Annotated in this window: 15 protein-coding genes; 9 read left to right on the top strand and 6 right to left on the bottom strand. The window is 72.5% G+C overall.

Translation table 11 applies throughout. From position 1 onward, the window contains the following. Positions 1 to 61 precede the first annotated feature (61 nt). The 6 genes from BLV96_RS04345 (at position 62) to BLV96_RS04320 (ending at position 6,293) form a co-directional block, all read left to right on the top strand. Positions 62 to 1,354, top strand: a complete 1,293-nt coding sequence (locus tag BLV96_RS04345) for a cytochrome P450 (protein ID WP_086672968.1) — start codon at positions 62 to 64, stop codon at positions 1,352 to 1,354. Further along, positions 1,351 to 2,241: an alpha/beta fold hydrolase gene (locus BLV96_RS04340; protein ID WP_086672970.1), complete on the top strand. Its 891-nt coding sequence runs from the start codon at positions 1,351 to 1,353 to the stop codon at positions 2,239 to 2,241. The genes BLV96_RS04345 and BLV96_RS04340 overlap by 4 nt, the downstream gene beginning before the upstream one ends. Further along, positions 2,225 to 3,070, top strand: a complete 846-nt coding sequence (locus BLV96_RS04335; RefSeq protein ID WP_086672972.1) for an SDR family NAD(P)-dependent oxidoreductase — start codon at positions 2,225 to 2,227, stop codon at positions 3,068 to 3,070. Before BLV96_RS04340 ends, BLV96_RS04335 begins: the two co-directional genes overlap by 17 nt. Beyond that, positions 3,067 to 4,542 carry a flavin-containing monooxygenase gene (locus tag BLV96_RS04330; protein ID WP_086672975.1) on the top strand — a complete coding sequence of 492 codons (1,476 nt, stop codon included), beginning with the start codon at positions 3,067 to 3,069 and terminating at the stop codon, positions 4,540 to 4,542. Before BLV96_RS04335 ends, BLV96_RS04330 begins: the two co-directional genes overlap by 4 nt. A gap of 33 nt (positions 4,543 to 4,575) precedes the next feature. Then, positions 4,576 to 5,442, top strand: a complete 867-nt coding sequence (locus tag BLV96_RS04325; RefSeq protein WP_086672977.1) for an NAD(+)/NADH kinase — start codon at positions 4,576 to 4,578, stop codon at positions 5,440 to 5,442. A 158-nt stretch (positions 5,443 to 5,600) separates the two neighbouring features. Then, positions 5,601 to 6,293 carry a DUF998 domain-containing protein gene (locus BLV96_RS04320; protein WP_244180040.1) on the top strand — a complete coding sequence of 231 codons (693 nt, stop codon included), beginning with the start codon at positions 5,601 to 5,603 and terminating at the stop codon, positions 6,291 to 6,293. Here BLV96_RS04320 and BLV96_RS04315 read toward each other — a convergent pair. Both BLV96_RS04315 and BLV96_RS04310 read right to left on the bottom strand, forming a co-directional pair. Next, positions 6,278 to 7,108, bottom strand: a complete 831-nt coding sequence (locus BLV96_RS04315; protein WP_086672979.1) for a dihydrodipicolinate synthase family protein — start codon at positions 7,106 to 7,108, stop codon at positions 6,278 to 6,280. The two genes, BLV96_RS04320 and BLV96_RS04315, sit on opposite strands and share 16 nt — an antisense overlap. Continuing rightward, a complete protein-coding gene (locus tag BLV96_RS04310) occupies positions 7,098 to 7,463 on the bottom strand; it encodes a DNA polymerase ligase N-terminal domain-containing protein (RefSeq protein WP_244180039.1) in 366 nt (121 codons plus the stop codon). The genes BLV96_RS04315 and BLV96_RS04310 overlap by 11 nt, the downstream gene beginning before the upstream one ends. A 106-nt stretch (positions 7,464 to 7,569) precedes the next feature. Here BLV96_RS04310 and BLV96_RS04305 point away from each other — a divergent pair, with 106 nt between their 5' ends. Further along, positions 7,570 to 9,081 carry a catalase gene (locus tag BLV96_RS04305; RefSeq protein WP_086672983.1) on the top strand — a complete coding sequence of 504 codons (1,512 nt, stop codon included), beginning with the start codon at positions 7,570 to 7,572 and terminating at the stop codon, positions 9,079 to 9,081. 78 nt (positions 9,082 to 9,159) lie between these two features. Then, positions 9,160 to 10,155: a YdcF family protein gene (locus tag BLV96_RS04300; protein WP_086672985.1), complete on the top strand. Its 996-nt coding sequence runs from the start codon at positions 9,160 to 9,162 to the stop codon at positions 10,153 to 10,155. On the opposite strand, the gene BLV96_RS04295 is transcribed toward BLV96_RS04300, so the two are convergent. From BLV96_RS04295 to BLV96_RS04280, 4 genes are all read right to left on the bottom strand, one after another. Then, positions 10,152 to 10,562: a RidA family protein gene (locus BLV96_RS04295; protein ID WP_086672987.1), complete on the bottom strand. Its 411-nt coding sequence runs from the start codon at positions 10,560 to 10,562 to the stop codon at positions 10,152 to 10,154. The genes BLV96_RS04300 and BLV96_RS04295 overlap by 4 nt on opposite strands. 4 nt (positions 10,563 to 10,566) lie before the next feature. Further along, the gene (locus BLV96_RS04290; RefSeq protein ID WP_086673002.1) at positions 10,567 to 11,766 is read right to left on the bottom strand and encodes a glycosyltransferase; all 1,200 of its coding nucleotides are present in this window, start codon (positions 11,764 to 11,766) and stop codon (positions 10,567 to 10,569) included. A 199-nt stretch (positions 11,767 to 11,965) separates the two neighbouring features. Beyond that, positions 11,966 to 12,796, bottom strand: a complete 831-nt coding sequence (locus BLV96_RS04285; protein ID WP_086673004.1) for an SDR family NAD(P)-dependent oxidoreductase — start codon at positions 12,794 to 12,796, stop codon at positions 11,966 to 11,968. Next, entirely contained in the window at positions 12,793 to 13,806 is a 1,014-nt protein-coding gene (locus BLV96_RS04280) for an alpha/beta hydrolase (protein WP_086672989.1), read from the bottom strand. Before BLV96_RS04280 ends, BLV96_RS04285 begins: the two co-directional genes overlap by 4 nt. Before the next feature lie 405 nt (positions 13,807 to 14,211). On the opposite strand from BLV96_RS04280, the gene BLV96_RS04275 reads away from it, so the two are divergent. After that, positions 14,212 to 14,826 carry a hypothetical protein gene (locus BLV96_RS04275; RefSeq protein ID WP_086672992.1) on the top strand — a complete coding sequence of 205 codons (615 nt, stop codon included), beginning with the start codon at positions 14,212 to 14,214 and terminating at the stop codon, positions 14,824 to 14,826. Positions 14,827 to 14,829 lie beyond the last annotated feature (3 nt).

Below are 14,829 nucleotides of genomic sequence, written 5' to 3'. Positions count from 1 at the left end.
GGATGGTACACCGGCGTACCGTACCGACGGTACGCTCGCGTACCACCTCTCGGGAGGGTCGATGACGACCATGACAAGCGCGGTGACGCTGCCGCCGGGACCGACCGCGCCCCGCGCCGTCCAGGGCGCCTACGCGCTGACGCGACCGCTTCGGGGCATGCGGCGGCTCAGAGAGCGGTACGGGGACGCCTTCACCGTGAACGTGCCGATCTTCGGCCGCGCCGTCGTGCTCAGCGACCCCGCCGAGATCAAGCAGCTGTTCACCTCGGGTCCCGATCTCGTCGACAACCTCGAGGTCAACCTCGGCCGCGTGCTCGGGCCGCACTCGATGTTCGCCCTCTCCGGCGATGAGCACAAAAGGCAGCGCAAACTCCTCGTTCCGCCCTTCCACGGGCGGCGGCTGGCGACCTACGAGAAGATCGTCGAGGAAGAGACCGTCCGCGAACTCGCGAATTGGCCGGAGGGCACGGCGTTCGCCACGCTGCCGTCGATGATGCGGATCACGCTCAACGCCATCCTGCGCACGGTGTTCGGCGCCGAGGGGGCGGAATTCGCCGAGCTGCGCGAGCTGCTGCCGCCGTTCGTCACGCTCGGCTCGAGGCTGGCCGTCGCGCCGATCTCCAAGAAGGGCCGCTTCAACCCGTGGCGCCGCTTCGAACGGATGCGCCGCGAGTACGACGCGATCGTCGACCGCCTCATCGCCAAGGCCCGCGTCGAACCAAAAGACGACGTCCTCTCGATGATGCTGCAGACCCGCTACGACGACGGGTCCGGGCTCACCCGCGACGAGATCTCCGACCAGCTCCTCACGCTCCTCACGGCCGGCCACGAGACGACGGCGACCACGCTGGCCTGGGCCGTCGAACGCCTCCGCCGGCACCCGGCGGTCCTGCGCGAGCTGACCGAAAGCGATGACCTCCTCGACGCCACCATCCTCGAGGTCCAGCGCAGCCGCCCGGTCATCGACCTCACCGCCCGCCAGGTCAAGCAGGACGGCTTCCGGCTCGGCCGCTGGACATTGCCGAAGGGGTACGCGGTGCTCGTCAGCATCGCGCTGGTCCACGACGACGACGCCGTCTTCCCGCGCGCGAAAGCCTTCGATCCGCACCGCTTCGCAGGCGCGCGACCGGACCTCTACCAGTGGATCCCGTTCGGCGGCGGCACCCGCCGCTGCCTCGGCGCCGCCTTCGCGACCATGGAGATGACCGTCGTGCTGCGGACCCTGCTGCGGGACTTCACGCTGGTCCCGACGGCCGAACCCGACGAACGCTGGCACTCGCGGGGCGTGGCCTACGCCCCGGCCAAGGGCGGGCGCGCGGTCGTGCGCCGCCGAAGCACCGGAGGAGAGCAGTGACCGAACAGATCGCCGACGTCGGCCGGGGCATTTCCCTGGCCTACGAGCGGATCGGGGACGCCGGCGCCGAGCCCCTCGTCCTCGTCGCCGGGCTGGGCCAGCAGCTGCACAGCTGGCCGGACGCCTTCTGCGCGCAGCTCGCCGAGCGCGGCTTCGAGGTCGTCCGGTTCGACAACCGCGACACCGGGCGCTCGACCCATCCCCGCTTCCGGCCGCCGAGCCTGCCCGGCATGCTCGCGGGCCGGTTCCCCGCGCAGCAGTACGACCTGACCGACCTGGCCGCCGACACGATCGGCCTGGTCGACGCCCTCGACCTCGAAACCGTCCACATCGCGGGCGTCTCGATGGGCGGCATGATCTCCCAGACGGTCGCGGCGCTGCACCCGGACCGGATCCGCACCCTGACGTCGATCATGTCGACGACCGGGTCGCGCCTGCTCGGCCGCCCCGCGTTCTCGACGTTGCGGATGATGGGCGCGAAGCCGCCGAAGTCCCGCGAAGAGGCCGTCGAGAGCGCCGTCCGGATGTTCCGGCACATCGGCTCGCACGGCTTCCCGTTCGACGAGGCTTTCGTGCGCGAGCTGGCCGGGACGGGCTGGGACCGCGACCCGACATCCGGTGGCGTGGGCCGCCAGCTCGCCGCGATCATGAAGTCCGGCAACCGGACCCCGCTGCTGCGGCGGATCACCGCGCCCACGCTGGTGATCCACGGCGACCGCGACCGGATGGTCCACCCCACCGGCGGCGCCGCCACCGCGCGCGCGATCCCGGGCGCCCGCCTGGAAACCGTCTCCGGCATGGGCCACGACCTGCCCGAAGGCGCGTGGCCGACGATCCTCGACCTCATCGACAAGCACGCGAGGAGCAGCGATGTCACGGCCCCGTAGCCTCACCGGCCGCCCGGTGGTGATCACCGGCGCGGCCTCCGGCATCGGTCGCGCATTGGCCACGCGGCTGTCCCGGCTCGGCTCGCCGGTCGCCCTGGCCGACGTCGACGAAGACGGTCTCAAAGCCACCGCGGCCGCCCTGCACGGCAGGGTGCTGACGCGTGTCCTCGACGTCCGCGACGCCGAGGACCAGCTGAAGTTCGCCGCCGAAGTCAAGGACTGGCTCGCGGCGCCCCTGGCCGCCGTGTTCAACAACGCGGGCGTCGCCGTCACTTCCACCGTCCTCGACGCGGTGATCGAGGACGACGACTGGCTGCACGACATCAACTTCCGCGGCGTCGTGCACGGCACGCGCGCGTTCCTGCCGATCCTCGTCGAGCAGGGCGAAGGCGCCATCGTCAACACCTCCAGCGTGTTCGGCCTGCTCGGGATGCCGAACCAGAGTGCGTACTGCGCCGCGAAGTTCGCCGTCCGGGGCTTCACCGAGTCGCTCCGGCAGGAGCTGCAGGGGTCCGCGGTCCGGGCGATCACCGTGCACCCCGGCGGCATCACGACGAACATCGCGCGCAACGCCCGCCTGCGCCGCGACCCCACCGGTCTGGGCCGCAGCCGCGAAGAGATGGCCGCGCAGTTCGAAGCCATGACCATGACGTCGCCGGACAAGGCGGCCGCGATCATCCACGCCGGCGTCGACCGCGGCAAGGCCCGCATCCTGGTCGGCCCGGACGCCTACCTGTTCGACGCGCTCGCCCGCATCACCCCCACCCACTACAACGCCGTGCTCTCGCGCGTGATGAAGCGCCCGCGGCGGACGGAGGCCGTTCGATGACCGAGCACGTCGAAGTCCTGATCGTCGGCGCCGGGCTGTCCGGCGTCGGCGCGGCCCACCACCTGCGGACGGCCTTCCCGCGCAAGACGTACGCGATCCTGGAGGCCCGCGAGGCCATCGGCGGCACGTGGGACCTCTTCCGCTACCCCGGTGTCCGGTCCGATTCGGACATGCAGACCCTCGGCTACCGGTTCCGGCCGTGGACCGACGCGAAGGCCATCGCGGACGGCCCGTCGATCCTCCAGTACGTGCGCGACACCGCGGCCGACGCCGGGATCGACCGGCACATCCGGTTCGGGCACAAGGTGGTCCGCGCCGAATGGTCCACAAAGGATGCATTGTGGACGGTCGAGGCGACCCACGACGGGAAACCGGTCGAGTTCACCGCGAAGTTCCTCTACCTGTGCAGCGGTTACTACGACTACGCCGGCGGCCACACCCCGGAGTTCCCCGGCATCGAGGACTTCGCCGGCACGGTCGTGCACCCGCAGCACTGGCCCGAAGACCTCGACTACGCCGGCAAGAAGGTCGTCGTGATCGGCAGCGGCGCGACCGCCGTGACGCTCGTGCCGGCGATGACCGACCGCGCCGAGCACGTGACGATGCTGCAGCGCTCCCCCACCTACATCCTGTCGCTGCCGTCGGAGGACGCGCTGGCCAACCGGCTGCGCGGGCTGCTCGGCCCGAAGCTCGCCTACCCGATCGCGCGCTGGAAGAACGTCGCCGTGAGCACGCTGATCTACCAGCTCAGCCGGCGCCGCCCGGGCGTGGTCAAGGCGCTGATCCGCAAGGCCGCGATGAAGCAGCTGCCGCCCGGGTACGCCGTCGACACCCACTTCAAGCCGCGCTACCAGCCCTGGGACCAGCGGCTGTGCCTGGTGCCGGACGGCGACCTGTTCCGGTCCATCAAGCGTGGTGACGCCTCGATCGTCACCGACCGGATCGCCTCCTTCACCGGCTCCGGCATCCGGCTCGAATCGGGCGACGAGCTCGAAGCGGACGTCGTCGTCACCGCCACCGGGCTGCGGCTGCTGGCCTTCGGCGGCATCGACCTGGTCGTCGACGGCGACCCCGTCAAGCTGCCGGAAACCATGGCGTACAAGGGGATGATGCTCAGCGGCGTGCCGAACTTCGCGTTCACGATCGGCTACACGAACGCGTCGTGGACGCTCAAGGCCGACCTCGTCGGCGAGTACGTCGTCCGGTTGCTGCGCCACCTCGACCGCGGCGGCTACGACCAGGCCGTCCCGGTCAACGACGACCCGGCGGTCACCGAGCGGCCGCTGCTCGACTTCGACGCCGGGTACGTGCTCCGGTCGATCGACGAGTTCCCGAAGGCCGGCTCGCGGGCGCCGTGGACGCTCGGCATGAGCTACGCCCACGACGTCGTCAAGCTGCGGCACGGCAAGATCGACGACGGCGCGCTGCGGTTCTCGCGGCGGAAGGCGGGAGCGGGCAGACTGAGCGCATGACGCTCTGCACTCCGCCGGTCCGGGGCCGCTGACATGCACTCCGCGGGACTCGTGCTGCACCCCCGCCGCGACTCGGCGGCCGCCGTCGAGGCCGTGCTCGGCTGGGCGGGCAACCGGAACATCGAGATCCTCGGCATCGCCGACGAGATCGTCCGCCTCAACTGCGCGGCGATCGGGGTGACGGCGGAGGAGCTCGGCCGCCGGTCCGACCTGGTCGTCAGCCTCGGCGGCGACGGCACGATGCTGCGGGCCATGCGGCTGGCCGACGGGCAGCGCGCGCCGGTGCTCGGGGTGAACCTCGGCAAGCTCGGTTTTCTCGCCGAGGTCGACGTCCCGGACCTGCCCGGCGCGCTCTCGGCCATCGACGACCACCAGTTCACGGTGGAGCCGCGGCTGGCCGTGGACGCCGTGCTGGAGGGGCGGAAGATCACGGCGTTCAACGACATCGCCGTGGTCCGCGTGCCCGGCGACGGCAGCGCGGTGGTCGCGGTGCACGTCGGCGGCCAGCAGTTCGTCAGCTACTCGGCGGACGCGGTGGTCGTCGCGACGCCGACCGGGTCGACGGCGTACAGCTTCTCCGCCGGCGGGCCGATCACCAGCCCGTCGGTCGAAGCACTGCTGGTGACGCCGGCGGCGCCGCACTCGGCGTACAGCCGGGGCGTGGTGCTGTCGGTGCACGACGAGGTGACGCTGGAGCTGCTGCCGACCAGCGGCCGGCTCGCGGTGGAGGTCGACGGCCAGGTCCAGGGGTACATCTCCCCCGGCGACCGGCTCGACCTGCGCGCCCGCCCCAGCGCGGCCCGGGTCGTCCGGCTCGGGATGACGACGTTCTACCAGCGGGCCCGGCGCAAGCTGCGGCTGACGGACTCGGCCGAGATCCCCCAGGACGGCGACCACTGAGCGGAGCTTTCACGTGAAAGCTCCGCCTCCAGGTCGCAGCTTTCACGTGAAAGCTCCGGCGGTGGCGGGGATCACATCTCGGGCGTGTCGCGCGTTGGTCACGGAACGGTCACGGGTAGCGTCCGCGGCTTCGCTTGAACCAGCCGAGCCGCCCGGGAGTGTCCCTCTACATGCTGTGCCCCGCACCCGTCCGTCCCCGCCTCCGCGCCCGGCTGCTCGTGCCCGGCGCGCTGGCCGCGTTCGCCGGCGCCCTCGTCCTGCTCGCCGTGCTGCACCTCGACCGGCGCCTCGCCCCGCTGGACCCGGTCAGCTCGATGCTCAGCGACTACGCGCTCAGCCCGGGCCGCTGGATGTGGGACGGCGCGCTCCTGCTCACCAGCACCGGCTCGGCACTGCTGCTGGTGGCGCTCTACCGGCGGGGCCTGCTGGCCAACCCGGCGCTGGTGGCCGCGAAGGTCCTGTGGTGCGTGAGCCTGCTCGCCGTCGCCGTCTTCGCGAAGGACCCGCAGGGCGGCGCCATCACCGCCACCGGCAAGATCCACCTCTACGCCTCGGCGGTGACGTGCCTGAGCCTGCCGATCGTCGGCTGGGCGCTGGGCCGGCGCCACCGTGACGACCCGCGCTGGCGGCGGTTCGCGACTTGGTCACGGCGGCTGGCGCTGGCGGCCATCCCGTTCTACCTGCCGTTCATCGTCCCGTTCGCGGTGAACGTCGTGCTCGGCGGCCACCTCCCGACGGTGGCGACCGGCCTGGTGGAGCGCCTGATGATGGTGCTGGAGATCGCGTTGCTCGTCGTGCTGGGTCGCTGGGCGCACCGGGCGATGCGCGCCGGGGTTCAGCTGCGGGCGTAGGCCGCGATCCGCTCGACCGGCGGCGCCGGAGCCGGCATCCGCAGCCGGCCGTTCCCGAAGCCCCGCTGCCGGACCGCCTCCTTGATCCCCTCGACCGTGCCACCCAGCGCGGCCCGGACGGCGTCCGCGCGGGACTGAGCAGTTCGTTCGGCCTCGGCATCTCCGGCTTCGACCGCCGCCGCCAGGTCCGTGAACGGTTCCGGGAACGCCGACGACAAACCGGACACCACCCCCGCTCCGCCGCCCCGGGCCACCGCCGCGACGTCGGTGTCGGCGCCCGACCAGAACCGCGCGTCCGGCAGCGCCGCGCGGAAGTCGGCGAACCGGGCCGCGGCCGCGCCGGAGAGCTTGCCGCCGCGCAGGCCCGTCGCGGCGAACTCCGCCGGCGACACCGTCACGCCGGTGCGGTCCGGGAAGAGGTAGCCGTAGACGTCGGCGTCCCCGGCGGCCTCGCGCACGGCCGCGAAGTGCCGGCGAACCGTGTCGGCGTCCACGGGCAGGTAGTACGGCGTGATCACGGCCAGGCGCGTGGCACCCGCGGCGAGAGCGTCCCGGGTCAGCGAAACGGCTTCGCGCGTGCTCGCCGCGCCGACGTGCACGATCGTGCGGTCCGCGCCGAAGACGTCCAGCGCGAGCCCGGCGAGCGTCCGGCGCTCGGCCCGGTCCAGGGCGGGGAACTCGCCGGTCGTCCCGGCGACGAAGACGCCGTCGACGCGGCCGTGCAACCAGGTCAGCAACGCGGTGTTGGCGCCTTCGTCGAGCACGAGGTCGTCGCGGAAGAGCGTGGGCGTGGCGGACAGGACCTCAGCGCGCATCGGCGTCTCCGGGCTGGTCGCGGGTGCGGTGCAGGAGCCAGTCGCGGTCGGTGCGGATCAGCGCGTAGCGGACCGCGCCGGTCCGGCCGTGCAACGTGAACAGGATGCGCTTGTCCGTGCGGTCGTGCTCCTCCCACCAGCCGGTGTCGGCGACCTTCTTCGTGTCGTCCTCGTAGGCGAGGTGGTCGAGCCCGTGGTCGGGGACGGCGACGGCGAGCCGGTTTCCCGACGAGTCCGGCGGCAGCCCGCGCGGGACGGCCCACGAGCGCAGCACGCCGTCCTCCTCGAGGCGGAGGTCGAAGTGGTGCCGCGGGCGCCAGTGCTCGTGCAGCACGAAAGCCGGTCGCTCACTCACCACCCCCACGATGCCAGAAACCCCGCTTCATACCCGTTTTCCGGCCGGTCAAACACGCCATCCGAGGACTTGACCGAATCCAGAAAGGCGCGCACGGTGTGGTGTCATGACGGAACCGACCACCACTGACGCCGGCATCCCGGTCGAGAGCGACGAGCATTCCCTCACCGTCGGTCCCGACGGCCCGATCCTGCTGCACGACAACTACCTCATCGAGCAGATGGCGCAGTTCAACCGCGAACGCGTCCCCGAACGGCAGCCGCACGCCAAGGGCAGCGGCGCGTTCGGGCGGTTCGAGGTGACCGGCGACGTCAGCGCGTACACGAAAGCGGCGGTCTTCCAGCCGGGTGCGAAAACCGACCTGCTGGTGCGGTTCTCCACCGTCGCCGGCGAGCGCGGCAGCCCCGACACCTGGCGCGACCCGCGCGGCTTCGCGGTGAAGTTCTACACCAGCGAAGGCAACTACGACATGGTCGGCAACAACACGCCGGTCTTCTTCGTGCGGGACCCGATGAAGTTCCAGCACTTCATCCGTTCGCAGAAGCGCCGCGCCGACAACAACCTGCGCGACCACGACATGCAGTGGGACTTCTGGACGCTGTCGCCGGAGTCGGCGCACCAGGTGACGTGGCTGATGGGCGACCGCGGGATCCCGCGCACCTGGCGCCACATGAACGGCTACAGCTCGCACACCTACATGTGGGTCAACGCCGCGGGCGAACGCTTCTGGGTGAAGTACCACTTCAAGACCGACCAGGGCATCGAGACCTTCACCCAGGACGAAGCCGACCAGATGGCCTCGGCCGACACCGACTACCACACGCGCGACCTGTACGAGTCGATCGAGCGCGGCGACCACCCGAGCTGGACGCTGAAGGTGCAGGTCATGCCGTTCGACGACGCCAAGACCTACCGCTTCAACCCGTTCGACCTGACGAAGGTGTGGCCGCACGGCGACTACCCGCTCATCGACGTCGGCCGGATGACCCTCGACCGCAACCCGACCGATCACCACAGCGAAATCGAGCAGGCCGCGTTCGAGCCCAGCAACCTGGTGCCGGGGATCGGCGCGAGCCCGGACAAGATGCTGCTCGGCCGCCTGTTCTCCTACCCGGACGCCCACCGCTACCGGATCGGCGCGAACTACCGGCAGCTGCCGGTCAATGCGCCCGTCGCGCCCGTGCACAGCTACAGCAAGGACGGCGCGATGCGGTACACGAAGGTGTCCGACCCCGTGTACGCGCCGAACTCGAAGGGCGGCCCGCGCGCCGACGTCGCCCGGTACGGGCAACCCGCGGGCTGGCACACCGACGGCGACATGGTCCGCACGGCGTACACGCTGCGCGAGGACGACGACGACTGGGGCCAGCCCGGGACGATGGTCCGCGAGGTGCTCGACGACGACCAGCGCGGCCGGCTCGTCGACAACATCGTCGGGCACCTGCTCAACGGCGTGTCCGAGCCGGTGCTGGCGCGGGCGTTCGACTACTGGCGCAACGTCGACAAGGACCTCGGCGACCGGATCGAATCCGGGGTGCGGGCCAAGCAGGACGAGAAGGACCCGAAGGCCGCCGACCAGGGCAACCCGGCCCGGTCGAGCATGCAGCACAAGGCCTGACGCCGACGCGGCCCCGGCGTGCCACCGCCGGGGCCGCGTGCTCTACGTTGGCCTCGTCACGGGAGGTGGGGAGGCCGGGTGAGCGTCACGGGTGCCGTGTTGCCCGGCTGCGCCGCCGTGGCGCTGCTGGTGTTCGCCGCGCGCCTGGCCCGCGAACCGCGCCGGCTCGGCAACGCCGTCTGGCTCGGGATCGCGCTCCTGTGCACCGGGTTGTGGGTGCTGCGCGCGGCCCTGCACCTGGAGTGGCTCACCCCGGTGCTGGGCGGGCTCCTGGCGGCGGTCGGCGTGCTCGTGGCGGTCGTGCTGCCGGCCGCGCTGATCGGCAACGGCGTCCGGATGGTGCGTCGTGAGGGCCGGAAACTCGCGAACCTGCTGTCGTTCGTGCTGGGCGTCGGCATGCTCGTGCTCGAGGGGCTGTTCTTCGTCCCGCTCGGCCGGTGGGGCTCGGCGCTGGTCGCGACGGCGGCGGTGCTCGCCTGCTACTTCGGGTTCCTCTTCGTGTCCCTGCTCGGGTATTCGATCCTGTACAGCCGGTTGCGGCGCCGCCGGGGCGTCGAGGCGATCGTCATCCTGGGCTGCGGCCTGGCCGGAAACCGGGTGTCACCGCTGCTGGCCGCCCGGCTCGACCGCGCGATCCGGCTGTCCTCACGGGAAACCGTGCCTCCGCTGCTGGTGGTGTCGGGTGGCCAGGGGCCTGGCGAGACGGTCACCGAGGCCGCGGCGATGGCCGAGTACCTGCGTGAGCGTGGGATCCCGGCCGACCGGATCCGCCGCGAGGACCGCGCGACGACGACCGAGGAGAACCTCCGGTTCTCGGCCGAGCTGCTGCCCTCCGGTGTCCGGCCGCACCGGGTGCTGGCGGTGACGAGCAACTACCACGTCTTCCGCACGGCCGTGGAGTGCCGCCGGCTGGGCCTGCCGTTCGACGCGGCGGGCGCGCCGACCGCGCGCTACTTCCTGCCGAGCGCGCTGCTGCGCGAGTTCGCGGCACTGATCCTGCACTACCGCCGCACGACGATCGCGGCGTGCGCGCTGATCACCGGCACCGGGCTCGCGCTGGCGATCTTCGCCTAGATCGGCACGGCGGCGACCGCCTCGACCTCCACGGCGTACTCCGGTCGCGCCAGCCCCGCCACCACCGCGAGCGTCTGCGCCGGGTAGTCGCCGCCGGGGAACCAGCCCGCGAAGACCTCGGCCTGCGCGGCGCGGTAGCCGTCGAGGTGCTCGGTGCCCGCGACGAGCGTCAGCAGCTTGACGAGGTGCTCCGGCCCGGCGCCTTCGGCCGCGAGGAGGGCGCCGAGGTTGGCGAAGAGCTGCCTGGCCTGCGTTTCGGCGTCGGCGCCGGCGAGCGTCCCGTCCGGTTCGACGCCGAGCTGTCCGGCGAGGAAGACGAGCCGGTACCCGGCGGGGACGTCGGCCAGGTGGCTGTACCGCCCGAGCGGGGCGGCGACGGTGTCCGGGTTCCAGCGGCGTGGCTTCACGCCGTCATGATCGCAGACCGGGCCGGACCTCGCGCAGCACCGAGCAGGCGTGGGCGACGCCGTTCTCCTTGCGCAGCCGGGCGCCGACGTACTGCGCGCCGCGGCGGAAGAGCGGATTGCCGGTCAGCTCTTCGAGTTTCGCGGGCAGCTCCGCCGGGTCGGCGAGCGGCCGGGGACCCGCGCCGAGGCGGAAGACGCGGTCGCCCCAGTAGGGCTGGTCGGCGAAGACCGGGCACACCAGCGTCGGGACGCCGGCTCGCAAGCCGGCCGCGGTGGTGCCCGCGCCGCCGTGGTGGACCACCGCCGCGGTGCGCGGGAACAACCAGTCGTGCGGGACGTCCGCGACGGTGAGCACGTCGTCGGTCTCCGGTCCCGCGCCGGCGACGAGCCCGCGCAGCCCGGCGCGGCGGAGGGCAGTGCGCGCGAGGGCGAAGGTTTCCTCGGTCGCACGCATGCTGCCGAAGCCGATGTACACCGGCGGCGGACCCGCGGCCAGGAAGTCGCGCAGCCGCGGGCCCGGGCGCCAGCCGGGGTCGGCGTCGAGGAACCAGTAGCCGGTGACGTGGACGCGGGCGGGCCAGTCGGGCGGCCGCGGCACGACGGCCTCGGAGAACCCGCACAGGACGGGGGAATCGCGGCGCGGCCGTTTCCCGGGCACGCCGAGGGTTTCGGCGCGCCAGCGGTCGAGTTCGGGACGCAGGAGGCGCCCGGCCAGCGCGTCGACGGCGGTGAAGCTCAGGTGGCGGCCCCACGGTCCCAGTCTGGCGGCCCACGGGAGCAGCGGGTGCGGGAAGGCGCGCGTCGGGACGCTGGGCTGGTAGTGGAGTTCGACGTTCGGGACGGGCAGGTGGGTGCCCAGGAAGCCGAGCGTCGGCGCGAGCACGAGGTCGGCGGTTTTCGTGCCGGCGTGGACGTCGGCGAGCAGGCGGTCGAGCACCGGCCGGAGGGCGGCGCGGAGGCCGGTGAGGAACTTGAGCGGGCGGCCGGTGGTCCAGGCTTTCCCGGCTTCGGAGCCGAGCAGGGCGCCGGGATCCGCCGATAGGGGGCCGAAGCCGAGGCCGTGCCGGGTGACGAGGGGTTCGAAGGCCGGGGCGGCGAGCACGCGGACCCGGTCGCCATCGGCAGCGAGCCCTCGCCCGAGGGCGACGCAGGGTTGGACATCGCCGCGCGAACCGGGGGCGATGATGACGACCTCGCGGCTCATCGCTTCGCCGCCGAGCGGTGGGGTTGCGGCCGGCCGCAACCGGCGGCCGACGAGCACGCCCCCGCGGCCGCCGCCACACGGTGGAGTTGCGGACCACCGCGCCCGGCGGACAACCAGCAAGATCGCGCGGCCGCCGCCACACGGTGAAGTTGCGGACCACCGCGCCCGGCGGCCGACCGGCAAGCCCGTTCGGGCCGCTTCATCGCTTCGCCGCCGTCAACCGGTAGCGCAGGCGGAACGGCAGGTTCGCCAGCACCGCTGCCAACCGCGCGTCTCCCCCGACCAGGTACCTCGGCGCCGGCCGTCTCGTCGTCAACGCCCGGACCACCACCTCCGCAGCCCTTCGCGGCGGCAGCCCCGTCCGCGCCGACCGCGCCGCGCTTCGCTCCGCCGCCGCCAACTGCTCGCCGTACCTCTCGAGACCCGCGGCCGGCAGCGTCGCGCGTACCTCCTCCGCTGCTTCGCGCGCCCGGGTCCAGATCGCCGTCGCCACCGCGCCCGGCTCGACCAGGACCACCTCGATCCCCTCCGGGGCCAGCTCCGCCCGGAGGCTGTCCGTCAAGCCCACCAGCGCGAACTTCGACGTGTGGTACGGCCCGACCATCGGCCCCGCGACGCGGCCGCCGATCGAACCGACCGTCACCACCCGCGCCACCGGGGCGATCCGCAACGCCGGCAGCATCGCGCGGGTCACCGCCAGCTGACCCGTCACGTTCACGTCCAGCTGCTCGCGGAACGCCGCGAGCGGCACGTACTCCAGCGGCCCCGGCCGCGCCAGCCCGGCGTTGTTCACCAGGCCCCGCACCGGTCCCGCCGCCGCGACCCGCGCGCCGCACGCGGCGATCGACTCCGCGTCCCGCAAATCCATGCGCAGCACCGTCACCGCGTCGCCGTACGCGCGGTCCAGCTCCTTCTCGTCCCCGTCCGTGCGGACGCTCGCCCACACGTGCGCGCCGCGGCGGACCAGCTCCGCGACGCACGCGCGGCCGATCCCGCCCGACGCGCCCGTGACCACATAGGACGGTTTCACGACGCCACCACCGCCAGCATCCGCGGCCACGTCTTGTGCAGCTGCTCCTGCCAGTACGCCCACTGGTGCGTGCCCGGCCCGTAGAGGTCCGCCGTCACCGGGACGCCGAGCGCACGCAGCCGGCCGGCCATCGCCGTGGTCTGGCCGCCGCACAGGAACTCCAGCAGCATCGCCCCGGGCAGCACGTCGACCGGGAGCTTCGCGTCGAGCGGCCCCGGCAGGCCGTTGCCCGCCGACAGGTACAGCTCCGTGCCGCGCAGCCGATCGGCGTTCACGACCGGGTCGTGCGCCTCCCACCGCGCGGATTCGCGCCGGCGGTCGCCCCACAGCGCTTCGGGGTCGAGGTGGGCCGAAGCGACGATGGCGTCGGTCAGCAGCTCCCCCGTGGGGCCGGCCGGGTTGAGGTTCCCGCTGTACGACGCCGCGTAGCGGAAGACGCCCGGCCGGCGCGCCGCGAGTTCGATCGCGCCGTAGCCGCCCAGCGACAACCCGGCCGCGGCGCGCCGGCCGTTCCCGCGGTAGCCGCGGTCGACCAGTTGCGGCAGCTCGACGGCGGTGAACGTCTCCCACTGGTTGAGCGCGAGGTCCTTGCCGTAGTTCCACCAGTCGCTGAAGAACCCCGCCGGACCCGCCCCCGGCATGACGACGAGGACGTCCGCGTCGTCGGCGAGGCGCCGGACGTCGGTGTTGGCGCTCCAGCCGCGGTAGTCCTGCAGCCGCGTCTCCCCCGCGAGCAGGTAGACGGCGGGCCACGTCCGCTCCGGCGAAGCGGCCCAGTCGCGCGGCAGGATCAGCCGGACCATCGCATAAGCGCCGACGCCGGTCGAGCGCACGGTCAGGTCGAGCACCCGCGGGTCACCGTCCACAGTGGTCTGCGCGACCACGTGCGAGCCGTCGTCGGCGCGGGCGTCCGGCACGCCCGTCGCGGCGTGGGCGGGGACGCCGGGCAGTGTGGCCGCCACGGCGAGCAGCACCGCGGCGCACCGCCGCCACCTCGCGGATATGCGCATCTGTTTTCCTTTCCCGGGAAAGTGACGGCGATCACCCGGAAACGCGCCGGGTATGCGGTCAAGTTAGCCGAGCGAGAAACGGGAACGCAATTGTCCGATGCCGGACAATGTGACCGGCAGGCAAACAAACTCCCCCACCAGGGTGAGTCGGCGACCACCCAGGGTGACGAAAGTCGGACGCCCGTGCCACACCGCCGGGGTTGACTCGCCAGTAACCTGCCATTCCACAGGTCACGCCGGGTACACGCACGACGTTTACGCAATCTTGAGGCTCTTCCGGTAACCGATTACCTGCCGTAGGGTCACCCGTGCCGCCGGGCTTGGCCGTCCGCAGACGCAGCGCCGGCGAAGGGTCCCAGCGCGGGGACCGCGAACCCCTCGAAAACCCTCCCGAAAGGGATGACCATGGCTGCCCGAATTCGCTTTCTCCCCGTCTTCCTGATCATCGCCGCCGCGACGGCGACCATTTCCGGATCGACCGCGAAACCGCCGCCGACGGTGCCGCCCGCCGCGCTGCTGCCCGCCGAAGCGATTCCGGGCACCCCCGCCCGCGCCGAGTTCGCCGTACCCGAAGCACCGTCCACAACGGACCGGGACGACGGCTGCACCGCCGTCGTCCACGGCCGGCTGCTCCCCGGCGGACAGGTGACCGCACGCGGCTTCCAGACGACGCTGGAAAGCGGTCAGCTGTCGGAACTCCTCGCCCGTACTCGCACCGATCTCAAGGCGTGGACCGCTCAGGCGCGCCGCTGCGCCCAGGTCACCGTCGACGACGGCGATCTCCCGACGGTCTCGACGCTCACCCTGAACACCCCACCCGCCATTCCCGGTGCGGAAACCCTGTCCTACCAGCAAGTCCTGAGCCTGCCCGGCCAGACCACCGGGCTGCGCCTGCGCACCGTCGCCATCGCCGCCGACGACGTGCTGCTCGTGCTCCGCGACGCCGGAGCGACCGATCTCGACCTCGACGCCCTGGCCGTCGCCGCGTGGCAGCACGCGGGCCCGCGGCTGGGCCGCTGAACC

Origin of the sequence: Amycolatopsis pretoriensis, assembly GCF_900107925.1 — a bacterium.
Classification (GTDB): domain Bacteria; phylum Actinomycetota; class Actinomycetes; order Mycobacteriales; family Pseudonocardiaceae; genus Amycolatopsis; species Amycolatopsis pretoriensis.
This window is presented reverse-complemented; position numbering and strand designations above follow the sequence as displayed.